Below are 24,102 nucleotides of genomic sequence, written 5' to 3'. Positions count from 1 at the left end.
CCCATGGCTTTTCCGCTGAAGTTCACCCTGGTCACCGCGATATTGCTGCTCGCCGCTTGCCGCAGTGACCCGATTCAATTCCACACCCTGACCCCGGCCCAGGTGGGCGATCATTCAATGACCACCGTCGGGGTGATTCAGATCGAGACGATCAGCGTGCCGCCCCAGGTCGATCGTGCGCAGATCGTCATTCGCCAAGGCAACAGTGGCCTGGCGATCCTGGAAACCCATTGGTGGGCTGCGACCCTCGTGGATGAATTGCGCGGTGCGCTGGCCGATCAACTGAGCAACAGTCCGGTACAAGGCAAATATTCGGTGCGGGTCGATGTGCAGCGTTTTGACTCGGTCCCCGGTCAATACGCGTTGATGGACGTGAAATGGCGTCTGCGCAGTGCCGGCATCGGCGACACGGCACGGGTGATTTGCCGCAGCACCTTGCAAACACCGTCAGGTGCGAGCATCGATGACCTGGTGCTTGCCCAGCAAAACAACGTCAAACGCCTGGCCGCGCTGATCAGCCAGGCTGCCGCCAGACCACAGGCGAGCTGCCCTTCGCCCTGAACGCCTTTTCTCCTGCTTCCCGGATTAACGGCGACACGTTCGCCGTTAATCCCAACCCATACGCCCTCTCTGTTTCCCGCTGTCATTCCATGCAAGTGTAAAAGACAACGTTTCTCAGTACCAAACAAATTATCCGAGCGAACCTCCTATGCAATTTTTTCACATTCCTTTCACCGCCCCGACACCTGCACGGATTTAACGTGGGCCGCAGTTAATTCGCTGAACTTAGTCTCGGCGGACATTTTTTGTGCTGTTTCAGGTTTTGTTTAACAGTACTTCCCTGGCGCTCCTATTGGTGGACAAACTTGGTCAATTCCGTCTCGCGTAAACCGTCTTCGCGCCTGTCTAAATCGGTCGTGGCCATTGCTGCACTGACCGTCGCCGCGGTGGTCACCGGTTTGGTCCTGTGGCCGAAATCCCCGGCCAACCTGGCCCATGAGGGCGCGCAAGCCCGGGCCCAATTGCTGCAACAATGGAGTGCCGGCGAGATCGCGGTGCTGGTTCGTCATGCCGAGCGCTGCGACCGTTCCAGCAATCCTTGCCTGGGCCCGGCTGACGGTATTACCCGAATCGGCAGTGAAGCGGCCGCCGGTGTCGGGCAAGGCCTGGCACGCCTGGGTTTGACGCAAGCCGACATCCTGACCAGCCCGGTGACGCGCACCGTGCAGACCGCGCATTACATGTTCAACAGCGACCCACGGACCCAGGAGTGGCTGGCGACCTGCGGCACGACCCTGCGTAACGATGTCGTGGCGCACAAGGTAGCCCATCGCAACCTGGTGCTGGTGACCCACAGCGGTTGCATCGCCGACTTTGAAAAGCAGGCCGGCCTGAAGCATTCGGCGAAGGACGCCGAGTACGCCAGCGCGCTGTTTGTCCACATCGATGGAAATGGTCAACTGCAAGTACTCGGTATTGTGAATGCCGAAGACTGGAACACTCTGTTACAAGAAAAAAACTGAAATCATTACGGACCGAGAACTTTGCCACTAAGTTGTTTCAAGCCGGACTGAATGGAACCTGAACAAAACAGCGAGAAGTGTGATTGCACTTCTCGCCGTTCAATATCATTCCGGTTTTCTCTCTCACTAGTTGCACATCACTTTTCAACCAGCCATCTAAGCGCMAAGGTCGAGACATGACGTCTAATCAGCCATTGCCAGATTTTACTGGCCATTCTTCCCGTCTGTACGCCCCACCCGCGCCGACCAGCGAGCGCTGGATGCTATTGGCGTTGTTACTGGCGTTCATCGTGTTCTACTTGCTGCCGCTGATGAGCCACGGTCTGTGGATTCCCGATGAAACCCGTTATGCCCAGATCAGCCAGGAAATGCTGCAGGGCGGGAACTGGATCTCACCGCACTTCATGGGCTTGCGTTATTTCGAGAAGCCGATTGCCGGGTACTGGATGATTGCCATCGGCCAGGCGGTGTTTGGTGACAATCTGTTCGGGGTACGCATCGCCTCAGCGTTGAGTACCGGGCTGAGCGTGTGGCTGACCTACCTGATTGCCCGCCGGTTCTGGGGCGATCCGCGCAAAAGCTTTGCCTGCGCACTGTTGTACATGAGCTTCGGGCTGATTGCCGGTCAGGCCGGGTACGCCAACCTCGATCCGCAGTTCACCCTGTGGGTCAACCTGAGCCTGGTTTCACTGTGGTTTGCCATCGACAGCCGCACCACGCGTGCCCGCCTGGGTGCCTGGACGATGCTGGGTATCGCCTGCGGCATGGGCTTCATGACCAAGGGCTTTCTGGCCTGGCTGCTGCCAGCGGCGATCGCCCTGCCCTACATGCTCTGGCAGCGCCGCATGGGTGAGCTGTTGCGTTACGGGCCACTGGCTGTTGTGGTCGCCGCGGCCGTCTGCTTGCCCTGGACATTGGCCATTCATCATCAGGAACCGGACTTCTGGAATTTCTTCTTCTGGAACGAGCACGTACGCCGCTTCGCCGCCGACAATGCGCAACACGCCCGGCCGTGGTGGTTCTACCTGCCGATGCTGGTCGTCTCCGCCCTGCCCTGGGCCGCGTTGTTGCCGACAACGTTCATCCAGGCCTGGAACGACAAGCGCCAGCCCGTCAGCGGTTTTCTCCTGCTCTGGCTGTTGTTGCCATTGGCGATTTTCAGCGTGAGCAGCGGCAAGTTGCCGACCTACATCATGCCGTGCCTGTTGCCGCTGGCGCTGCTGATGGGTCATGCGCTGACCAGCCTGCTGGAACGCGCACAGGGGCGGACGATTCGCGTCAACGGCTGGCTCAACGTGGTCATTGCCACGACGGCCTTGATCGCTTTGCTGTACCTGCAACTGAGCAAAGAGGTTTTTGAGAATACCGAGATGTTCAGCCTGTCCCTGGCGTTCATCGTGCTGTTGGGCTGGATCATCGCCAACGCCCTGCAAATCCTGCGGCCATTGACGTTATGGGCGATGCCGGCCCTCGGCATCTGGCTGCTGGTGGCACTGCTGCCCGCCGCCATGCCGGGCCAGATCGTCGACAGCAAGATGCCCGACCGGTTTATCGCCGAACACCTGGACAGCCTGAACCAGACCACCTCGCTGCTGAGCAACGACCTGGGAGCGGCCTCGGCCTTGTCGTGGCTGACCAGGCGACCGGAAGTGGCGCTGTACAATGTTGTCGGCGAGCTCAAGTATGGTCTTTCGGATCCGGACGCGGCCTCGCGCAAAGTGACTCAGCAAGACATCGGGCAATGGATGACCGAAGCGCGTAAGAAGGGCTCGGTCGGGGTGGTGATGAGGGTCAACAGCGTCGATGAAATTCAGGAAGTCGAGGCGCTGCCCATCGACGGAAAACGCTATCAGCGCGGCAACCTGCAAGTCCTGATCTTCCCGCAAATCCAGCCCTGACAGGCAAGACGCAAAAAACCCGAGAGGTCGAACCGGCCTCTCGGGTTTTTCGTTTTCGCATCGTTTAAGCGACGAGTCGAACCACAGTGGGCACAGCGCTGCTAATCTGAATGAAAATTACATGTATTTACGGTTTTTTTTACGTTATTTTCTCATTTGGATCTCTACATTCCCTGCAATTCAAAATATGCAAATGATTCGCATTGATTTACAAACGTTTCAATGCGCATGACTTTCAAAAAAATGCACCAGGAGCAGCCCGCAGAATGATTCCCAACATCCCTTCGTTCTTGAAAAAGGCCCTGCTGGCCACCGCTTTGCTCAGCGCTGGCCAGGTCTACGCAGCTGACTCCGTCGGCATCGTGGTGTACAACGCGCAACACGAAGGCCTGACCAAGGCCTGGGTCGAGGGCTTTACCCAGGAAACCGGTATTCCCGTGACCTTGCGTAACGGCGATGACACCGAGATGGGCAACCAGATCGTGCAGGAAGGCACGGCTTCTCCGGCGGACGTATTCCTGACCGAAAACTCCCCGGCCATGGTACTGGTCGACAACGCCGGGCTGTTTGCGCCTGTCGACAAGACCACGCTGGAACAGGTTGACTCCGCCTACCGCCCGGCCCACGGCAAATGGGTCGGGATTGCCGCGCGCTCCACGGTGTTTGTGTACAACCCGGGCAAACTGTCGGAAGCCAATCTGCCGAAATCGATCATGGATCTGGCCGATCCGAGCTGGAAGGGTCGCTGGGCTGCCTCGCCAGGCGGTGCTGACTTCCAGGCCATCGTCGCTGCCATCCTGGAACAAAAGGGTGAAGCCGCCACGCTGGAATGGCTGAAAGCGATGAAAACCAACTACACCAACTACCGTGGCAACAGCTCGGTACTCAAGGCGGTGAATGCCGGGCAGATCGACAGCGGCGTGATCTACCACTATTACAGCCTGGTGGATCAGTCCAAGACCGGCGAAAACAGCAAAAACACCGCCCTGCACTATTTCAAGCACAAAGATCCGGGCGCTTTTGTTAGCATCTCCGGCGGCGGCGTCCTCGCTTCCAGCCAACACAAAGAACAAGCCCAGGCGTTTCTCAAATACATTACCGGCAAGGATGGCCAGGCCGTCCTGAAGAACGGCAAGTCGTTTGAGTACGCCGTGGGCAAGAACGCTGAATCCAACCCTAAACTGGTGCCCCTGCAGCAACTCGATGCGCCGACTGTCGATGCTTCCAAACTCGACAGCAAAAAAGCCGTGGAGCTGATGACACAGGCCGGACTGCTCTAAATTGATGCCTGAAACCCTGCCTGCGGGTGTCGCCGAGGCGACACCCGCACATTTGCGTCGACGATCCCGCGGAGTCTTTGCGGGACGTGGCGGTGTATGGGTGATCGGTTTGTCGGTGCTGGTTTCATTACTGGCACTGCTACCGATCGCTTACGTTATTGGCGTGTCCCTGCAGACAGGCTGGTCAACCGTCGTGACCCTGGTGTTCCGCCCCCGGGTTGGCGAACTGCTGATCAATACCGTATTGCTGGTACTGCTGACGATTCCGTTGTGCGTGGCGCTGGGGGTGACACTGGCGTGGCTCACAGAACGTACAAATTTGCCCGGACGACGCTGGTGGTCGTTGCTGGCCACCGCACCGCTGGCGGTGCCCGCGTTCGTTCACAGCTACGCCTGGGTCAGCCTGGTGCCACCGATCCACGGCTTGTTTGCCGGTGTCCTGGTCTCGGTCATCGCCTACTTCCCGTTCCTGTATTTGCCGGTAGCGGCCACCTTGCGCCGGCTCGACCCGGCCATTGAAGACGTCGCCGAATCCATGGGGCTAAAACCCTGGAAAGTGTTTTTCCGCGTGGTGTTGCCGCAATTGCGTCTGGCGATCTGCGGTGGCGCCTTGCTGGTCGGCCTGCACCTGCTGGCCGAATACGGCCTGTACGCGATGATCCGCTTCGACACCTTTACCACCGCGATCTTCGATCAGTTCAAATCGACCTTCAACGGCGCAGCGGCGCACATGCTGGCCAGCGTGCTGGCGTTGTGTTGCCTGGCGATGTTGACGGCCGAATCCGCCGCCCGGGGTTCTGCCCGTTATGCTCGCGTCGGTTCGGGAAGCGCCCGGGAGCAACGGGTCGTGTGCCTGAAACCGGCATCCACCCTGCTCTCGTTGACCCTGCAAATCGTGACCTGCACCCTGGCCCTGGGCGTGCCCTTGATCACCCTGGGCAAATGGCTGATCGCCGGCGGTGTGGAAGTCTGGGACATGGCCGAATTGCTGCCGGCCCTGGAGCAAACCCTGTTGCTCGGTATTGCGGGCGCGGCGCTGACCACCTGCGCGGCGATCCCGATCGCCTGGCTGTCAATCCGCTACCCCGGCCGACTGCAACGGGTACTGGAAAGCTGCAACTACATCACCAGTTCCCTGCCGGGAATTATCGTGGCGCTGGCGTTGGTGACCGTCACGATCCATTTTGCCCGGCCGATTTACCAGACCACCTTCACCGTGCTGCTGGCGTACCTGTTGATGTTCTTGCCCCGCGCGCTGGTGAGCCTGCGCGCAGGCATTGCCCAGGCCCCGGTGGAACTGGAAAACATTGCCCGCAGCCTGGGCCGCTCGCCGGCCCGGGCACTGTGGCTGATCACCTTGCGACTGGCCGCTCCAGGGGCTGCCGCCGGCGCGGCGCTGGTGTTCCTGGCGATCACCAACGAGCTGACCGCCACCCTGTTGCTGGCTCCGAATGGCACGCGCACCCTGGCGACCGGATTCTGGGCCATGACCAGCGAAATCGATTATGCCGCCGCTGCACCCTACGCCTTGTTGATGGTTATGCTGTCGCTGCCGCTGACCGGACTTCTTTATCACCAATCGAAAAAAACGGCTGGCCGATGAACACTCTTGAATTGAATGCCCTCTACAAATCCTATGGCGCCCATTGCGCCCTGGACAACGTCAGCCTGTCGGTGCCCAGCGGCAGTCGCACGGTGATCGTCGGTCCTTCCGGCTCCGGTAAAACCACGTTACTGCGGATGATTGCCGGCTTCGAATTCCCCGACGCCGGACGTCTTTCGTTCAATGGCCAGACCCTGGTCGACGGCACCCACGAAGTGCCGGCCCATCAACGCCTGATCGGCTACGTGCCGCAGGACGGTGCGCTGTTCCCGCACATGACCGTGGCCGCGAACATCGGCTTCGGCTTGGCGACCAAGGGCACTGAAAAACAACAGCGAATCGCCGAACTGATGGACAGCGTGGCGCTGGACGCGAAGATGGCCGAGCGCTGGCCTCACGAATTGTCCGGTGGCCAGCAACAGCGCGTGGCCCTGGCCCGGGCGTTGGCGCAACAGCCACGGCTGATGCTGCTGGACGAGCCATTCTCGGCGCTCGATACCGGATTGCGCGCCGCAATGCGCAAGATGGTTGCGCGGCTGCTGGAAGACGCAGGCGTCACCACCATTCTGGTCACCCATGACCAGAGTGAAGCCCTGTCGTTCGCCGACCAGTTGGCGGTGATGCGCCATGGCCGACTGGTCCAGTCAGGGCATCCGCTGGACCTCTACCGCTACCCCGAGGATGAACAGACCGCCCTGTTCCTGGGGGATGCCGTGGTCATGCCCGCGCGCATCGAGGCCGGTTGGGCCCATTGCGACCTGGGGCGAATCCCGGTCAACAACCACCGCAACAACAGCGCGGCACAGATCATGCTGCGTCCCGAACAGCTGCAACTGGCCAGCATCCTGCCCAGCGACCCGGAAGCCAGCGGTTGCCGGGCCGTGGTCACCGACCGGGACTTCAGCGGCAACACCTGCACGCTGACGGTGGAACTCCAGCCATTGACCAGCCGCGAGCAACCGGGCCGATCACTGCTGGTGCGCAGCTCAGGCATGTATGCACCACCCGCCGGCAGCTCGGTTCAGGTCTCGACCATCGGCCATGCCCATGTGCTGAGCGAGATGTGATCGCTCACAGATCGAATCGATCCACTGCCCGACGCCGCTCGTTGTCATCGCGCACATCGTAGTTGGCTGTGGTCTGGATGTTGCTGTGGTGCGCCAGCTTCTGCGCAATCGACAAGTCATGCTCTTCGATCACCCGGGTTATGAATGAACGCCGGAAGTCGTGGGGCATGATTTTCACCCCGACCTGCGCGCCCCGCTGCCGGGCGATGTAGTAAATCGCGTGCTTGGTGATGCGCTCACGGGTGATATGGCTGCCCCGGCGGATGCGGTTGAACAGGAACGGGTCGTCCGGCTCGCCGTCCTTGAGCAGCGAACGGCGCAGCTCAAGCCAGGCTTCAAGCTTGGCGAAGGCCCAGGCCGGGGCGTACTTGATCAACTGTTTGTTGCCCTTGGCCGTCACCCGCAGGCTGCGCTCGGTGAAATCGACCTGGTTCAGCTCCAGGTTCACCGATTCGGATTTGCGCATCCCCGAACCGTACAGAATCCCGATGATTGCTGCATCCCGCAGGCCTTGCGGCCGCGGATCGGCGGCGCAGACCGCCATCAATTCCTGAATCAGCGTGCGCCTGAGATTGCGCCCCTGGGACAGCCGTGTCCCGGCCATGCCCTTCACCGTACGCATCTTCAACAGATGGTCCTGAGAGATCAGGCTCATGCGCCACGCTTCGTTCATCACCCCGCGCACCGCGTTGACATACAGCGAGGAGGTGTTCGGCGCATAACCATCCGAACGCAAAGTGGCCACCAGGGCGATCACATCCTCGGGCTGCAAGTTGTGCCAGGGTATCTCCTCGATATCCTGGTCTTCGAAGCCCAGGCGGTCGGCGGCATCTTGCAGCACATAACGCATGGTCAGTTGGCTGGATGGCGCCAGTCGCGCCAGATACAGGGTCAGCGGATTGGTGAGGGGTGAGCGTGAGTCAGTAACAGGTAAGTCAATCAAACGAAACGGCCTTGAATGTAAACAGTTCAATGAAACAACTAAGAAGTGAAATAACGATGATATAAAAGACAATACACTTGTAGGACTTTTCCTAAAAACGCGGTAAACGGAAGAAGTCTGAACAGCGGCTTAATAGCCTTCAGATAAAACGATTCCCCAACCGTTTTTTCATGTTCCTTTCACAAAATCGGGCATAACCTTCTGTAAAGTCGGCGCAACCCAAATGGACGTCCAACCTGCCGGCCATGGCGAAAAAAGTCAACCGACGCGGTTTTTCACCTCCACACCAGTAACTAGTTGATTTGATGCAGATTCTGATTTAGCGTCTATGCTGATTTTTGGATCCCTTTTAGCCTCAAAGGCTATTTACGTTTTCAGCCCCTGAGGTGCCCATGAGTCAGGCGTTTCTCCCTTTCTCCCGTCCCAGCATCGGCGACGAAGAAATCGCGGCCGTAGAGCAAGTATTACGCTCCGGGTGGATCACTACCGGACCGAAGAACCAGGCACTGGAAGAACACTTCGCCAACTACGTCGGTTGCCGACATGCCGTGGCACTTTCCTCGGCCACCGGCGGGATGCATATCACCCTGCTGGCATTGGGCATCGGTCCCGGCGATGAAGTCATTACGCCCTCGCAAACCTGGGTTTCCACCGCCAACATGATCACCCTGCTGGGTGCCACGCCGGTGTTCGTCGACATCGACCGCGACACGCTGATGACCGACGTGGCCACTATCGAAGCTGCGATCACTTCGCGCACCAAAGCCATTATCCCGGTGCATTACGCCGGTGCGGCATTCGACCTCGATCCGCTCTACGCCCTGGCCGACAAACACGGCATTGCCGTGATCGAAGACGCCGCCCACGCGGCAGGCACTTTCTATAAAGGTCGCCACGTCGGTTCCAAAGGCACGGCGATCTTCTCGTTCCACGCGATCAAGAACATGACCTGCGCCGAAGGCGCCATGTTCGTCAGCGACGATGAAGCCCTGGCCTCGCGGGTACGCATGCTCAAGTTTCACGGGCTGGGGGTTGATGCCTACGACCGCCTGACCCACGGCCGAAAGCCCCAGGCCCAGGTGGTCGAACCCGGCTTCAAGTACAACCTGGCCGACATCAACGCGGCCATCGCGCTGGTGCAACTGGAACGCCTGGACGAAATCAACGCCAGGCGCACTCAACTGGCCCAGACCTACTTGCAGCGCCTGGAAGGCTTGCCGGTGCAGCCGCTGGCCGTTCCCGCCTATTCGCAAAAACACGCCTGGCACCTGTTCATCCTGCGTATCGATGCCGAGCGCTGCGGGCTCGATCGCGAAGCGTTCATGAAAGCGCTCCAGGAACAGAATGTCGGCACAGGTATTCACTTCATTGCAACGCACCTGCACACTTACTACCGCCAGCGTTACCCCAACCTGTACCTGCCCAACACCGAATGGAATTCGGCGCGGCTGTGTTCGATCCCGTTGTTCCCCGACATGACCACCGATGATGTCGAGCGCGTCGTCGGTGCCATCGAAAACTGTATGGACAGAAGCCTTTGAGACCTTACCCAATCAACTTCGTTTCGATCGTCATTCCGGTCTACAACGAACAGGAAAGCCTGCCTGAGTTGCTCCGGCGCACTGAAGCGGCTTGCCAGCAGTTGCACCAGGCCTATGAAATCGTGCTGGTCGACGACGGTAGCCGTGATGACTCCGCGCAGATCCTGGAAGACGCCGCCTCCCGCGAAGGCAGCCCGGTGGTGGCGGTGATCCTCAACCGCAACTACGGCCAGCACGCGGCGATCATGGCCGGTTTCGAACAGTGCAAGGGCGATGTCGTCATCACCCTCGATGCCGACCTGCAAAACCCGCCCGAAGAAATCCCGCGGCTGGTGGCCCAGGCCGAACTTGGCTATGACGTCGTCGCGACTGTACGCAACAACCGCCAGGACTCGGCCTTGCGCCGCTGGCCGTCGAAGCTGATCAACCTCGCCGTGCAGCGTTCCACCGGCGTGGCCATGAGCGATTACGGCTGCATGCTCCGCGCCTACCGACGCACCATCGTCGACGCCATGCTCGCCTGCCGTGAACGCAGCACCTTCATTCCGATCCTGGCCAACAGCTTTGCCCGCCACACCACGGAAATCCCCGTGACCCACGCCGAGCGTGAACACGGCGATTCCAAGTACAGCCCCATGCGCCTGATCAACCTGATGTTCGACCTGGTCACCTGCATGACCACCACGCCGCTGCGACTGCTGAGCATCGTCGGCGTCGGCATGGCGGCCCTGGGTGTTCTATTCGCCATTGCGCTGATCCTGTTGCGTCTGGTGTTCGGTTCCGGCTGGGCCGGTGGCGGTACCTTCGTACTGTTCGCCGTGCTGTTCGTCTTCACCGGTGGTCAATTCATCGGCATGGGCCTGTTGGGTGAATACCTGGGCCGCATGTACAGCGACGTACGCGCACGTCCGCGCTTCTTCATTGAAAAGGTGCTGCGTAGCCAGCCCGCCCCCCCCTCTTCCGTTGTTACCGTCGACGGCCTTACTTCCACTTCTTCAGATCAGGTTCCTTCATGAGTGCAAAAGCTGTTGTCTTCGCCTATCACGATATTGGCTGCGCCGGCATCGAATCCCTGCTCTCCACAGGTTTTGAGATCGCTGCGGTGTTCACCCACGCCGACGATCCGAAGGAGAATGCGTTCTACGGTTCCGTCGCACAGTTGTGCGCCCGCCACGGCATTGCCGTGCATGCACCGGAAGATGCCAACCACCCGTTGTGGATCGAGCGTATCGCCAAACTCGATCCCGACTACATTTTCTCCTTCTACTACCGCAACCTGCTGAGCGAACCGCTGTTGGCCACTGCGCGCAAAGGCGCGTTCAACCTGCACGGTTCCCTGTTGCCACGCTATCGTGGTCGCGCACCGGCCAACTGGGTACTGGTCAACGGCGAAACGGAAACCGGCGTGACCCTGCACCGCATGGTCAAGCGCGCCGATGCGGGCGCCATCGTGGCCCAGCAAAAGGTCGCCATCGAGCGCAGCGACACCGCGCTGAGCCTGCACGGCAAGTTGCGCACCGCCGCCGCTGAACTGCTGCGCGACACCCTGCCGGCGCTGCTGCAAGGCAAGGTCAGCGAAACACCGCAAGACGAATCCAAAGCCACGGTGTTCGGCCGTCGCACTCCGGCTGACGGCAAACTGGTCTGGGCCAAGCCGGCCGAAGAACTGTTCAACCTCGTGCGCGCCGTGACCCAGCCATACCCCGGTGCCTTCTGCGCGGTAGGCGAGCACAAGCTGATTGTCTGGAGCGCTGAAGTCGCCAAGGGCAACGAAGGCCTGGCGCCAGGCCGCGTCATCAGCGTCGACCCGCTGCGCATCGCCTGCGGTCAAGATTCGCTGATCATCAACGCCGGCCAGCGCAACGACAACGGTCTGTACCTGAGCGGTCCGCAACTGGCCAACGAACTGGGCCTGGTGGACGGTTCCGTGCTGCGCGGTGCCGAATCCGGCCGTGCCCCACGTCGCACCCGCGTGCTGATCCTCGGCGTCAACGGCTTCATCGGCAACCACTTGTCCGAGCGCCTGTTGCGTGACGACCGCTACGAGGTCTACGGCCTGGACATCGGTTCGGACGCCATCGAGCGCCTGCGCAGCCACCCGAACTTCCACTTCGTCGAAGGCGACATCAGCATCCACTCCGAATGGATCGAGTACCACATCAAGAAGTGCGACGTCGTACTGCCGCTGGTGGCCATCGCCACGCCAATCGAATACACCCGTAACCCGCTGCGCGTGTTCGAACTGGACTTCGAAGAAAACCTGAAACTGGTTCGCTACTGCGTCAAGTACAATAAGCGCGTGATCTTCCCGTCGACCTCGGAAGTCTATGGCATGTGCCAGGACAACAACTTCGACGAAGACAACTCCAACCTGGTGGTCGGCCCGATCAACAAGCAGCGCTGGATCTACTCGGTCTCCAAGCAACTGCTGGACCGCGTGATCTGGGCCTATGGCCAGAAGGGTCTGAATTTCACCCTGTTCCGTCCGTTCAACTGGATGGGTCCACGCCTGGACCGTCTGGATTCGGCCCGAATCGGCAGCTCCCGCGCCATTACCCAGCTGATCCTGAACCTGGTGGAAGGTACGCCGATTCGCCTGTTCGACGGTGGCGAGCAAAAACGCTGCTTCACCGACATCGCCGACGGTGTTGAAGCCCTGGCACGGATCATCGATAACGACAACGATGTCTGCAATGGCCAGATCATCAACATCGGCAACCCGGAAAACGAGGCCAGCATCCGTCAGTTGGGCGAAGAGCTGCTGCGTCAGTTCGAAGCCCACCCGCTGCGCGCCAACTTCCCTCCGTTCGCCGGTTTCCGCGACATCGAAAGCAAGGCGTTCTACGGCACCGGTTACCAGGACGTGTCGCACCGCAAGCCGAGCATCGCCAACGCCAAACGCCTGCTGGACTGGACGCCAACCGTGGAGATGAGTGAAACCATCGGCAACACCCTGGACTTCTTCTTGCGCGAAGCCATGCTCGAAATCGCGGACAAGCGTTGATGCAGGCGGGACTGCGGATCGATGTCGACACCTACCGGGGCACCCGAGAGGGAGTGCCTCGGTTGCTGGAAATCCTTGATGAAGCACAGATCAAGGCGACGTTCTTCTTCAGTGTCGGGCCGGACAACATGGGGCGCCACTTGTGGCGCCTCATCCGTCCACAGTTTCTCTGGAAAATGCTCCGTTCCAACGCAGCCGGCCTGTATGGCTGGGACATTCTGCTGGCCGGCACCGCATGGCCTGGAAAACCGATCGGCCGCGACCTGGGGCACTTGATGCGCCAGGCCCGGGATGCCGGGCATGAGGTTGGCCTGCACGCCTGGGATCACCACGGCTGGCAAGCCAAYGCCGGGCGCTGGAGCGACGCACAACTGGTCGAACAGATACGCCGTGGCGTGGACACCCTCAGCGACATTCTCGGGGACAAGATCACCTGCTCGGCGTCCGCCGGCTGGCGTGCCGACGAGCGTGTGATCGAAGCCAAGCAGGGCTTCGGCTTTCGCTATAACAGCGATTGTCGCGGCCTGAGCCTGTTCCAGCCACGATTGGCCGATGGTCGCCTGGGCGCACCGCAAATTCCGGTGGACCTGCCGACCTTCGACGAAGTGGTCGGGCCGACCGTCGCCGCCAAGGACTTCAACAGGTTCATCCTGGACCGGTTCACGCCGGAAAAACTCAATGTCTACACGATCCATGCCGAGGTAGAAGGGATTCTGATGGCTAATGATTTCCGTCAACTGCTGAGCGATGCACATCAGCGGGACATCCGTTTTCAACCCTTGGGCGACTTGCTGCCCCAGGCCCCTGACAGTTTGCCGATCGGCCGCGTGGTACGCGGTGCGCTCGAAGGTCGCGAAGGCTGGCTGGGAGTGCAAGGCGCATGAGCAAACGCTGGGCTTTGCCGTTACTGCTGGCCATGGTGGCGCTGGCATACCTGCTGCCATTGGGCAGCCATGGTTTATGGATTCCTGACGAAACCCGCTACGCCCAGATCAGCCAAGGCATGCTCCTGAGCGGCAACTGGGTGTCGCCACACTTCATGGACGTGCGCTATTTCGAAAAACCCGCGGCCGGCTACTGGATGATTGCCATCGGTCAGGCGCTGTTCGGCCAGAACCTCTTCGGAGTGCGCTTCGCTTCGGCACTGAGCACCGGTTTGAGCGTGCTGCTGTGCTACCTGGTCGCCCGCCGGATGTGGAACGAACCGCGCAAGAGTTTCGCCTGCGCGCTGCTGTACATGAGCTTCACGGTCATTGCCGCTTCGGCGGGGTATGCCAACCTCGATCCGCAATTCACCTTCTGGGTCAATCTGAGCCTGGTCGCGTTGTGGTTTGCCCTGGACAGCGTCACCCGCGGTCAACGCCTGATCGCGTGGGCGGTGCTGGGCCTTGCCTGCGGCATGGGCTTCATGACCAAGGGTTTCCTGGCCTGGCTACTGCCGGTGCTGATTGCGCTGCCCTGGATGATCTGGCAAAAACGCTGGCGTGAACTGCTGGTCTACGGCCCGGTGGCGGTCGTGGTCGCCATCGCCGTCAGCCTGCCATGGGCGCTGGCAGTGCACGCCCAGGAGTCTGACTACTGGCGGTTTTTCTTCTGGCACGAACACATCCGCCGTTTTGCCGGGGACGATGCCCAGCATAACGCGCCATGGTGGTATTACCTGCCGTTGCTGGTCGCTTTCAGCATGCCGTGGGTTGCATTGCTGCCGCCCGCGCTGAAGCAAGCCTGGCAGACCCGACGCCAGTCCAATATCGGGTTCCTGCTGCTGTGGCTATGGATGCCGTTGTTCTTCTTCAGTCTGAGCAAAGGCAAGTTGCCGGCCTACATCCTGCCGTGCCTGTTGCCCCTGGCATTGTTGCTCGGCCATGCACTGGCTGACCGATTGAAGCTGGAGCAAGGTCGCGTCCTGGGCATCAACGGCCTGCTGAACCTGGTGGTAGGTGTGGTCACCCTGCTGGCCCTGGTTTATCTGCAACTGAAAAAGCCGATTTACGATCATGAACTGCACAACCTGGTGTTGGTGTTCATCGGCTTGATCGGCTGGATCATGGCCAACCTGCTGCAGGCCTTCCGCCCGTTGCAGTGCTGGGCAGCCCCGGCTTTTGGCAGCCTGCTGCTCATCGGTTTATTGCCTGCCGGACTGCCCAATTCCGTAGTCGCCAACAAAACGCCTGACCAGTTCATCCTCGATCACGCCCAGGAGCTTGGCCAGAGTGCCAAATTGTTGAGCAACGATCTGGGTGCCGCGTCGGCATTGTCCTGGCGGGTGAAACGGCCGGAAGTGGCTTTTTTCAACACGATAGGCGAATTGAAATATGGCCTTGCCTATCCTGATTCGCTCAAGCAGCGCGTCAACCCTGACCAGGTGCAACAGTGGATGCACGACGCTCGCCAACTAGGCTCGGTCGGTGTGGTCATGCGGGTCAAGGGCGAAGAAGAGCTGCGCGAACTTGATCAATTGCCCAAAGAGGGCAAACGGTATGAACAAGGCAACCTGGTTATTTTGATTATCCCTCAGGCGACGCTATGAGCCTGCTATTGCTACTGGTCGCCTGCCTGCTGACCTGCCTGGGCCAGATTGCCCAGAAATATGCGGTAGAAAGCTGGCGCGGCAAACCTTCCGGGTGGATGGAGAAACTGCGCTCACCCTGGCTTTGGCTGGCCCTGGCCTCTTTGGGACTGGGCCTGCTGGTGTGGCTGCTGGTGCTGCAACGCCTGGAAGTCGGGATTGCCTACCCGATGCTGAGCCTGAACTTCGTGCTGATCACCCTGGTCGCGCGTTTCGTGTTCCACGAAACCATCGACCGCCGCCACTGGCTGGGTGTGGCGCTGGTGATCGGCGGCGTTGCACTGCTGGGGCAACACGCATGAACCTGAGTCGCGGTATCACCTTCGCACTGGGCAGTGTGTTGCTGGTCAGCGCCGCTCAACTGGGCATGCGCTGGAGCATGAGTCATCTGCCACAACCCGAACACTGGCTCAGCGCCCACATCGACCTGACACCCGTTGCCGTGGTGCTCGTAGCCATCTTCGCCTATGCCTTGTCGATGCTCTGCTGGCTCGCCGCCCTGCGGGACCTGCCCCTGGGCCGGGCCTACTCGTTGCTGAGCATCAGCTACGCGCTGGTGTACCTGCTGGCCGCCAGCCTGCCGCTGTTCAACGAATCATTCAGCCTTACAAAAAGCCTTGGCGTGGCATTGGTCATCCTCGGCGTCATTACCATCAATTCTCGACCTGCTCGTGCGCCCGAATTAAGGAGTGCCCCATGAAAATCAGTGTGTTTGGTAGCGGTTATGTTGGCCTGGTGCAGGCAGCGGTATTGGCGGAAGTCGGCCACGACGTAGTCTGCATGGACGTTGACCAGAAAAAAGTCGAACTGCTCAAGCAGGGCCACGTGAGTATTTTCGAACCCGGGCTGGCCAGCCTGGTACGCGAAGGCCTTGACGCCAAACGGTTGCAGTTCACCAGCGATGAAAAGTTCGCGGTTCAGCACGGACAGGTGCTGTTCATCGCGGTCGGTACTCCATCCCGGGACGATGGCTCGGCGGACTTGCGCTACGTGATGTCGGTGGGCGAAGCGGTAGCACGGCATCGCGAACAGCCGGCGATCCTGGTGGAGAAATCCACCGTTCCGGTCGGCACCGGAGACGCCTTGCGTGCCCACATCGACAAATGCCTGCTCAATGCCGGGCGTGAATTGCAGTTCGATATCGTGTCCAACCCGGAGTTTTTGAAAGAAGGTTCGGCCGTGGCCGACTGCCGCCGCCCGGACCGTATCGTCGTCGGCTGTGAACGCGACGAAGTGCGTGACGTGATGCGTGACCTGTACTCGCCCTTCAACCGCAACCATGAGCGCATCATGTTCATGGACCTGCGCAGTGCCGAACTGACCAAGTACGCCGCCAACTGCATGCTAGCGACCAAGATCAGCTTCATCAACCAGATCGCCGAACTGGCCGAACACCTGGGTGCCGACATCGAATCGGTACGCCTGGGCATCGGCGCCGACTCGCGAATCGGCTACCACTTCATCTACCCCGGTTGCGGCTACGGCGGCTCTTGCTTCCCCAAGGACATGCGCGCCCTGATCCACAGCGCCGAAGAGGCCCATTGCTCCAGCGACCTGCTGCAAGCGGTGGAAGCCATCAACGAGCGGCAGAAACACAAACTGTTCGAACGCATCAATGCGTTCTACAAGGGCGATTTGCGTGGCAAGACCTTTGCCTTGTGGGGCCTGGCGTTCAAGCCAAACACCGACGACATGCGCGATGCACCAAGCCGGGTGTTGCTGGAATCTTTGTGGGCCGCCGGGGCGAATGTCCGTGCGTTCGATCCGGAAGCCATGCAGGAAACCCAGAAGCTGTATCCCGACGAATCGAAACTGATGCTCATGGGTACGCCTGAGTCGGTCTTGTCCGGTGCCGATGCACTGATCATCTGCACCGAATGGCAACAGTTCAAGGCGCCGGACTTCGAGCTGATCCAGCAGCGGCTCAACGCACCGGTGATCTTCGACGGCCGCAACCTGTACGACGCAGACCGTCTGGCACGCATCGGTTTCACCTACTTCCCGATCGGCCGCGGCGAATCGCGCAAATTGCCGATTCCTTACCAGCAATGGTCAACCGAATCAGTGGTCGCCTGAATCTCATGATCCCTCGCATCCGCCAACAGTCCCTCGCGCTGGGTCTGTTGGCGCTGATGTTGTTCTGCGCCGGAATGTATCAGCAGGCGGCCATCGGTTTCGATTCGCGCTTCGTGCTGTTCGCCCAGGAGATGCTGCGCAATGGGCCGTCGTTTTTTCCGACGACCTATGGCCAGCCCTACGCAGACTATTCGGGACTTTCAACGCTATTCATCTGGCTGCTTTCACTGCCGCTCGGCCAGGTCACCAGCCTGACCGCATGGCTGCCGAGCGCCATCGCCGCAGCGGTCATCGTCACCTTGATGTACCGCCTGCTGGCACCCTATTCCACGCGTTGGGCGCTGCTGAGCATCGCCTTGATGCTGTTGACCAACACCTTCATCACGGAAACCCGCGCGGTTTCCCTCGACCTGATGCTGGCGGCTGTCGCGTTCAGCGTGTTCTACCTGGGCTACGCCGCCGATCACTTCGCGGCGCCGCGCCGCCGGGTTCTGATCTTTGCCTTGCTGATGCTGGGCTTCTGGATTCGCGGGCCCATCGGCCTGGTTATTCCTACGGGGATGCTGTGCAGCTATTTCCTGGTCAATCGCCAATGGCGACGGCTGATCGTCTTCGGATTGCTGGCAGCGGTGCTGCTGGCGGTGTGCATCGGTCTGTTGTTGTGGCTGGCGGACGTCAGCGGCGGCCCGGCCTTCTTGCAGGACGTGATTCGCATGCAGTTCATGGGACGCATGGACGGTAGCGAAGGCTCCAACGAGGTGTTGTATTACTTCACCAGTTCGGTAGGCAACTACGCACTGGCTTGGCCACTGGCAGTGCTGGCGCTGGTGGCGATCGCCGCTTCTGGCCGACAACAGTCAGGCCCGGCATTGCGCCTGACGCTGTACTGCGCAGCCGCCGGGCTGATCGTGATGGTCGGCCTTTCTGTCCCGCAGGCGAAAAAGGCCCGTTACCTGCTGCCGATGCTGCCCATGGCGGCGATCATTGCGGCTTATCCGTTTTACGCCTTGCAAGGTCGGCTGTTCGGTTGGCTGCGCGTATTGATGCAGGGCTTATGGCTGCTGATTCCGGGGCTGCTGATCGTGACCTTGCTGGTGATACAGCGAAGATTCCCCGAAGACGTGGCCCATCTCACGTCGTTGTTCATCATTCTCGGCGCGCTGCAAGCGGTCGCCGTCGTAGCGCTCAGGCATCCCCGCTGGCGCGCGCAGACTCTCGCCCTTTGCGCAGTCCTGGCACTGTGGTCGGTATATATCCTGCAGTTCGAGCCGATCCAGCGACAGCTTTACGACACCCGGACCTTCAGCCACGAAGCGTTTGAACTCGTGCAAAAAGACCCCGCACCACTGGTGATGCACGCGATGGGCAAGGATGCCAAAGCCATCAAGTTCATGGTCAACATCAATCAAGGCCTGCAACCGGAGTTCACCGATTCACTCCTGGAACTTGACGCCCTCAAGGGCCCGGCGTGGCTGATGATGGACCTGAACGTTTACAAGACACTGCAAGGCACGGCCATAGGTGCCTTGCCACCCGTGCTGAGCGGGCGTTTCGACAAGAATGATTTCGTGCTGCTGCACCTCCAGTAAACCCCGTAGCAAAGACCGAGTGTCCGACTGCCAGAGTAGTAGCGCTCACGACCGGGCTGATGCCGGCCCGATTGAATAAGGACATTCACGCCGTGACCACCTACTCCCCCCTCATCCGCCGCCTGCTGATCTGCTCTTTGACCATCGTCGTCAGCCGCGCCATTACCAGCCCGCTGCTCACACTGTTCATCAGCGACAAACTTGGCCTCAACCAACAGGACGTTGGCTTGCTGCTCGGAATTGCGGTGTTCGTCGCCACCCTGCTCTCGCTCTACGGCGGCTACATCATCGATCGCTTCGAAAAACGCCGGCTGCTGATTCTCTCGATGGCATCCAGCGCTGTCGGCCTGGTGTTGCTGACCTTTGCTGAAAACCTCTACCTGACCACGATCACCCTGATCGTCACCGAAACCGCCTCATCGCTATTCCTGATCGGTTCGAAAGCGATCCTAAGCGACAACCTGGCGGTGGGTCAGCGCGCCAAGGCGTTTTCCCTGAGCTATACCCTGACCAACATTGGCTACGCCGTCGGGCCGATGCTCGGTGTGCTGATCGCCGGCGCCTTTACGAGTGCACCGTTCCTGGTGGCTGCGGCCATCGCTTTTTTCAGTATTTTCCTGATGACCGGGATCGCGAAGGACCCGGCGCGTTCGTCTGTCCCTGGTCAGGCGCAGAGCTTTCTCAAAACCCTGATCACCCTGAAAAACGACCGCACGCTGATCATGTTCACCGCCGGTTGCCTGCTCAGCACGGTGGTGCACGGGCGATTTACCTTTTACCTGTCGCAGTACCTGCTGGTGACCAGTAATCCCCGGCACACCATGGAAATCATGGCCGCCCTGCTCGCCTGCAACGCCATCAGTGTGATCTTGCTGCAATACCAGATCGGGCGTTTTCTCAAGCGCGAGCAACTGCGTCAGTGGATCGTGGCCGGCACCGGCCTGTTCATCCTCGGGCTGATCGGTTTCAGCCTGGCGGACAGCCTGGTGAGCTGGTGCGTGGCGATGTTTATCTTCACCCTCGGTGAAATCATCATTTACCCGGCCGAGTTTCTCTTCGTCGATACCCTGGCTCCGGAAGAACTGCGCGGCAGCTACTACGGCGCGCAAAACCTGGCTGCGCTCGGCGGTGCGTTGAGCCCGGTGATTTGCGGCGTCATGTTGATGCACACCCCGGCGCCAACGATGTTTTATGCCTTGAGCGCACTCGCTGCCCTGGGTGGTTTGCTGTGCTACATAAGCGGCCGACGGGGCAACTTACAGCAAAATTAATGCACTGAAAGCTCATTTATATGAATTTGTCAGTGGCTGGATTGAACGGCACACTGTGCGCGTTCCTCCCCCAACAGTTGGAACACCTTCAAGGGCTTTCTGGGTTTCCCAGCCAAGCCCTTTTTTTTACCTCGATTTTTCCTTGTCGGAGTTTTTGTCAGAATGCTTGCTCGCTGGTTGCCCGCCGCCATCAATACCCGCCCCACCGAATGGAGCCGCGCCGCCATCGGCATGGCCTTGGGGACACTGATGAGCGTGTGGCTCTGTAGCCAGGTGTTCGGCATTGAGGTGGCCCAGCACCTGATCGGCCCGCTGGGGGCGTCGGCGGTGCTGCTGTTTGCCGTGTCTTCGGGCGCGCTCGCCCAACCCTGGTCGATTCTGGGCGGCTACTTGTGCGCCGGGGTGATCGCCTTGCTGGTGGCCCATGTGTTGGGCCGAACCCTCGGTAGCGCTTGCCTGGCGGCGGGCATGGCGTTGATTCTGATGTGCTGGCTGCGGTGCCTGCATCCACCGGCCGGTGCATTGGCCCTGACCCTGGTGCTGGCCGATCCGGCGACCATTGCCATGGACTGGAGAGCCATTGGACCGGTGATGCTCAGCGCGGCGACGATGCTGCTCTGCGCCCTGGCCTACAACAACCTGACCCGCGTTCGTTACCCCAAGAGTGCCAGCGAGCCGGTGGCCAGGATTCCTGCCGATCACCCGCCGGTCGACCGTCAGGCCATCACCGCCGAAGACCTGAAACTGGCGCTGGCCGACATGGAAGCGTTCTATGATGTCACGCCCGAAGACCTCGAACAGTTGATCCAGGCCAGCCAACTGCACGCCAAACGCCGTAGCGTGGCCGAGGTGTTCGCCCCGCGCCTGTAAGTCGCTGTTTTTGGAGGTTCTTTTGCCGTGGTCGGGCGGTTCTGGCATCCTGCGCCTCCATTTTCTGACCCGGCCCGCCTTCTGGCACGCAAACCACCATGACCGCCTCCGAAAAAGCCCCTGCTCCACGCAACAGCGACCTGATCTACGGCCTCGATGACCGTCCGCACCTGACCGCCACCGTCTTCGCCGCCCTGCAACATGTGCTGGCAAGTTTCGTCGGCATCATCACCCCGACGCTGATCATGGGCTGCGCCCTGGGCCTGCAAAACGAAATTCCTTATCTGATCAGCATGGCGCTGTTCGTCTCCGGCCTGGGCACCTTCGTGCAAGCGCGGCGCTTTGGCCCGGTGGGCTCCGGCCTGTTGTGCCTGCAAGGCACCAGTTTCTCGTTCATCAGTGTGACTCTCAGTGCCGGCTTCATGGTCAAGGCCCGGGGCGGCGGCACCGATGAAATTCTCTCGACCATCTTCGGCGTGTGTTTTTTTGCCGCGTTCATTGATTTCCGTCGGCATGGGCCTGGGCGTGGCCGCCGTGCCGGAAGTCTTGCGTGAACTGCCCAAGGCCCTGCACAACATTTTCGAATCGCCCATCACCGTCGGCGCGCTGTGCGCTATCGTTCTTAATATCTTCCTGCCCGAGGAATTCATCGAACTGGAAGAGGACGAATTCGATCCGGAGGCCTCAGTGCTTCAGGTGATGCAGAACCCCGATGTGACCACCAGGGATGAACCCGCAAAGCCTGCGATGGTCGCACAGTCGAACCACTAGACGGGCTCAAGGGCTGAGCCGCTGGCGGTTCAGCCCTATTCAGATGAGAGCACGTCCATGCGCAGCCTCCACGCGGTCCTGATTTCCCTCCTRCTCTGCCTGAGCGCTTGTTCTTCTCTGCCCAATCGAGACCCATTGAAAATCAACGTCGTGGGCGTCGAGCCCCTGCAAGGCGAGGGCTTGGAAGTGCGCTTTGCCGTGAAAATCCGCGTGCAAAACCCCAATGACACCACCCTCACCTACAGTGGCGTTGCTTTGGATCTGGACATCAACGGCCAACCCTTCGCTTCCGGCGTCACCGATGAGAGGGGCACGATCGGGCGTTTTTCCGACGTCGTCGTGAGCGTACCAGTCAGCGTTTCGGCGTTTTCGATGGTCCGCCAGACCTATGGCATCAGCCAAATGAAAACGCTCAACAACATGCCTTATATCCTGCACGGCAAGCTCTCGGGTGGCCTGTTCAACACCATGCGCTTCGTGGACAGTGGCACGCTCAATCTGCCGGGATCGGCCACTGGCAGCCGTTAACAGCCTGCGAAGAAATGACCGTTGCGCCGCTGAACCTACTCGGTGTCATTGAGAATCAGGCTGCGGTAATGCCCAGGATTCGACCCCGACCACTTGCGAAACGCCTTGTAGAACGAACTCACGTCAGCGAACCCCAGCCGCGTGGCGATCTCGCTGAAGCTGATCGCCGGCTCGGCCAGCCAGACAATCGCCAGCTCCTTGCGCACGCTGTCCTTGAGACCCTGATAGGTTTGCCCTTCTTCGGCCAGTCGGCGGCGCAGGGTTGATGCCGACATGCACAGGCGTTGTGCCAGGACTTCGGTTTCCGGCCAGTGTTCGGCCGGCAGATGGCGTAGATCGTGTTTGATGCGACTGGCCAGGCTCTGCGGATCGCGGTACTTGACCAGAATGTTCGCCGGCGCATGGGCCAGGAATCGCTTGAGTTCTTCAGGGCTGCGCTTGATCGGCAAGTCCAGACAATCGGCGGAGAAAATCATCCGCGTGCGCGGACGGTCGAAACGCAGGTTCTCGGAAAACATCACCTGATAGTCATCGCAGAAATCCGGTTTCGCACAGCGCAGTTCGATGGCCAGGATTGGAATCCGCCGCCCTGCCAGCCAGCACGCAACGCCGTGCACGATCATCCAGTAGGTGAAATAGGTGAAGGCCCGGCGCGGGTCTTTGTCGTCCTCCAGCAGGACGATTTCCGCCAGGCTTTGCTGACGCACCAACTGTGCCGGCAGGTGTTCGAGGATCAATGACAGAAACCCCAGGCCGCTGGACAGTCCCGCCGCCACGTTGGGCTGGTGCATGGCGCTGCGACACAGAAAGGCAAAGCTGCCGGATTTCAGTTTGCGTGGGTCCATGCCAAAAAACTCATCGTCCCCGCGCCGTGCCAGCAGCCGCCACAGGCGCGCATAAGCCGTGGCCGGAACGCGGGCGCCGGTGTTGCCCAACAGCAGCGGGTCGATGCCAACCTTGATCAACACCTCGTCCGTGGCGATTCCCGGCGCGCAGCTTTGCAACAGTGCTTCACGCACCAGTTGGATGGAGATGGTGTCTTTTTCCGACATGGATCGCGGCAAGCCCTGTTCTTGTTCGAGTGGGGGGCATATTAGCTGAAAGCACCCGCCTGGCGCTGATCCCTGTGGGAGCGAGCTTGGTCCGGGCGGCGTTCCGACGATGGCTGCTTGGCGGGCGATATGGATTTTTGAGGGTGTACATATCCATTGCTGCGGTAACGGCCACTATTGCTTCCGCCCTTACGGCGGGTCACTTGGAAGAGCCCCAAGTAACCAAGGGCTTTTGCCCCTGACGTTCGGTGCCTCGCTTAGGCTCGGCATGCCCTCGCTCCGGTCCTGCTCCGTGGGCCCGCCGCCATCGGCCATCCATGGCCCAGAGTGTGTAAAAACTCCAAAGCAAACCCTTGCTATGATTTCCCAGGATTTCATCGCAAGGGTTGCCCATGAAACGCTTCATTCAAGGTGAACACCGAGGTCAAAGGACCCTGCTCCCCGAGAGCCTGGACGATTACGTCAGCGAGACTAATCCGGTGCGTGTTGTCGATGTCTTCGTTGATGAACTTGACCT

21 protein-coding genes and 1 pseudogene are annotated in these 24,102 nt (G+C 60.1%); 20 read left to right on the top strand and 2 right to left on the bottom strand.

Features of this window, described 5'->3' with window-relative positions; all coding sequences use genetic code 11:
* The first annotated feature begins 3 nt into the window (after positions 1 to 3).
* From AC1DXW_RS23175 to AC1DXW_RS23150, 6 genes are all read left to right on the top strand, one after another.
* Positions 4 to 561 carry a PqiC family protein gene (locus AC1DXW_RS23175; protein WP_477760494.1) on the top strand — a complete coding sequence of 186 codons (558 nt, stop codon included), beginning with the start codon at positions 4 to 6 and terminating at the stop codon, positions 559 to 561.
* Positions 562 to 866: 305 nt separating this feature from the next.
* A complete protein-coding gene (pmrG, locus tag AC1DXW_RS23170; RefSeq protein ID WP_477753660.1) occupies positions 867 to 1,523 on the top strand; it encodes a lipopolysaccharide core heptose(II)-phosphate phosphatase PmrG in 657 nt (218 codons plus the stop codon).
* A gap of 176 nt (positions 1,524 to 1,699) precedes the next feature.
* Positions 1,700 to 3,421, top strand: coding sequence for a lipid IV(A) 4-amino-4-deoxy-L-arabinosyltransferase (gene arnT / locus AC1DXW_RS23165; RefSeq protein ID WP_477753659.1), 1,722 nt, complete (start codon positions 1,700 to 1,702; stop codon positions 3,419 to 3,421).
* Between the two features lie 266 nt (positions 3,422 to 3,687).
* Positions 3,688 to 4,701, top strand: coding sequence for an iron ABC transporter substrate-binding protein (locus AC1DXW_RS23160; protein ID WP_477753658.1), 1,014 nt, complete (start codon positions 3,688 to 3,690; stop codon positions 4,699 to 4,701).
* A gap of 4 nt (positions 4,702 to 4,705) precedes the next feature.
* Positions 4,706 to 6,304: an ABC transporter permease gene (locus AC1DXW_RS23155; protein ID WP_477753657.1), complete on the top strand. Its 1,599-nt coding sequence runs from the start codon at positions 4,706 to 4,708 to the stop codon at positions 6,302 to 6,304.
* The gene (locus AC1DXW_RS23150; protein WP_477753656.1) at positions 6,301 to 7,371 is read left to right on the top strand and encodes an ABC transporter ATP-binding protein; all 1,071 of its coding nucleotides are present in this window, start codon (positions 6,301 to 6,303) and stop codon (positions 7,369 to 7,371) included. The genes AC1DXW_RS23155 and AC1DXW_RS23150 overlap by 4 nt, the downstream gene beginning before the upstream one ends.
* A gap of 4 nt (positions 7,372 to 7,375) precedes the next feature.
* Here AC1DXW_RS23150 and AC1DXW_RS23145 read toward each other — a convergent pair whose 3' ends face one another.
* Positions 7,376 to 8,314, bottom strand: a complete 939-nt coding sequence (locus AC1DXW_RS23145; RefSeq protein WP_477753655.1) for a site-specific integrase — start codon at positions 8,312 to 8,314, stop codon at positions 7,376 to 7,378.
* 392 nt (positions 8,315 to 8,706) lie between these two features.
* On the opposite strand from AC1DXW_RS23145, the gene arnB reads away from it, so the two are divergent.
* The 13 genes and pseudogenes from arnB (at position 8,707) to AC1DXW_RS23080 (ending at position 22,533) form a co-directional block, all read left to right on the top strand.
* Entirely contained in the window at positions 8,707 to 9,855 is a 1,149-nt protein-coding gene (gene arnB, locus AC1DXW_RS23140; protein WP_477753654.1) for a UDP-4-amino-4-deoxy-L-arabinose aminotransferase, read from the top strand.
* Entirely contained in the window at positions 9,852 to 10,871 is a 1,020-nt protein-coding gene (gene arnC, locus AC1DXW_RS23135) for an undecaprenyl-phosphate 4-deoxy-4-formamido-L-arabinose transferase (RefSeq protein WP_477753653.1), read from the top strand. Before arnB ends, arnC begins: the two co-directional genes overlap by 4 nt.
* Positions 10,868 to 12,859, top strand: coding sequence for a bifunctional UDP-4-amino-4-deoxy-L-arabinose formyltransferase/UDP-glucuronic acid oxidase ArnA (gene arnA / locus AC1DXW_RS23130; protein WP_477753652.1), 1,992 nt, complete (start codon positions 10,868 to 10,870; stop codon positions 12,857 to 12,859). Before arnC ends, arnA begins: the two co-directional genes overlap by 4 nt.
* Positions 12,859 to 13,743, top strand: coding sequence for a 4-deoxy-4-formamido-L-arabinose-phosphoundecaprenol deformylase (gene arnD / locus AC1DXW_RS23125; protein ID WP_477753651.1), 885 nt, complete (start codon positions 12,859 to 12,861; stop codon positions 13,741 to 13,743). The genes arnA and arnD overlap by 1 nt, the downstream gene beginning before the upstream one ends.
* Entirely contained in the window at positions 13,740 to 15,389 is a 1,650-nt protein-coding gene (gene arnT, locus AC1DXW_RS23120) for a lipid IV(A) 4-amino-4-deoxy-L-arabinosyltransferase (protein WP_477753650.1), read from the top strand. Before arnD ends, arnT (AC1DXW_RS23120) begins: the two co-directional genes overlap by 4 nt.
* Positions 15,386 to 15,730: a 4-amino-4-deoxy-L-arabinose-phosphoundecaprenol flippase subunit ArnE gene (gene arnE, locus AC1DXW_RS23115; RefSeq protein WP_477753649.1), complete on the top strand. Its 345-nt coding sequence runs from the start codon at positions 15,386 to 15,388 to the stop codon at positions 15,728 to 15,730. Before arnT (AC1DXW_RS23120) ends, arnE begins: the two co-directional genes overlap by 4 nt.
* Complete coding sequence (arnF, locus tag AC1DXW_RS23110) at positions 15,727 to 16,128, top strand: 4-amino-4-deoxy-L-arabinose-phosphoundecaprenol flippase subunit ArnF (RefSeq protein WP_477753648.1); 402 nt, start codon at positions 15,727 to 15,729, stop codon at positions 16,126 to 16,128. The genes arnE and arnF overlap by 4 nt, the downstream gene beginning before the upstream one ends.
* Positions 16,125 to 17,504 (top strand): UDP-glucose dehydrogenase family protein, encoded by a 1,380-nt coding sequence (locus AC1DXW_RS23105; RefSeq protein ID WP_477753647.1) that lies wholly within the window; start codon positions 16,125 to 16,127, stop codon positions 17,502 to 17,504. The genes arnF and AC1DXW_RS23105 overlap by 4 nt, the downstream gene beginning before the upstream one ends.
* A gap of 5 nt (positions 17,505 to 17,509) precedes the next feature.
* Positions 17,510 to 19,093: an ArnT family glycosyltransferase gene (locus AC1DXW_RS23100; protein ID WP_477760493.1), complete on the top strand. Its 1,584-nt coding sequence runs from the start codon at positions 17,510 to 17,512 to the stop codon at positions 19,091 to 19,093.
* A 92-nt stretch (positions 19,094 to 19,185) separates the two neighbouring features.
* Positions 19,186 to 20,364, top strand: a complete 1,179-nt coding sequence (locus AC1DXW_RS23095; protein ID WP_477753669.1) for an MFS transporter — start codon at positions 19,186 to 19,188, stop codon at positions 20,362 to 20,364.
* A 162-nt stretch (positions 20,365 to 20,526) separates the two neighbouring features.
* On the top strand, positions 20,527 to 21,234 hold the full coding sequence (locus AC1DXW_RS23090; protein ID WP_477753645.1) for an HPP family protein: 708 nt from the start codon (positions 20,527 to 20,529) through the stop codon (positions 21,232 to 21,234).
* A gap of 98 nt (positions 21,235 to 21,332) precedes the next feature.
* A pseudogene (locus AC1DXW_RS23085) lies at positions 21,333 to 22,005 on the top strand (solute carrier family 23 protein).
* 57 nt (positions 22,006 to 22,062) lie between these two features.
* Positions 22,063 to 22,533 (top strand): LEA/WHy family protein, encoded by a 471-nt coding sequence (locus tag AC1DXW_RS23080; protein WP_477753644.1) that lies wholly within the window; start codon positions 22,063 to 22,065, stop codon positions 22,531 to 22,533.
* Positions 22,534 to 22,568: 35 nt separating this feature from the next.
* On the opposite strand, the gene AC1DXW_RS23075 is transcribed toward AC1DXW_RS23080, so the two are convergent.
* Positions 22,569 to 23,585, bottom strand: a complete 1,017-nt coding sequence (locus AC1DXW_RS23075) for an AraC family transcriptional regulator (protein WP_477753668.1) — start codon at positions 23,583 to 23,585, stop codon at positions 22,569 to 22,571.
* Between the two features lie 392 nt (positions 23,586 to 23,977).
* Between AC1DXW_RS23075 and AC1DXW_RS23070 the strand changes: the two genes are divergently transcribed.
* On the top strand, positions 23,978 to 24,102 hold a 125-nt coding region (locus AC1DXW_RS23070), incomplete at its 3' end, for a hypothetical protein (protein ID WP_477760512.1).

It is taken from the genome of Pseudomonas sp. P4_C4 (assembly GCF_056402055.1).
Note: the sequence above shows the minus strand (reverse complement) of the source record. Positions and strands in the feature narration are given on the sequence as shown.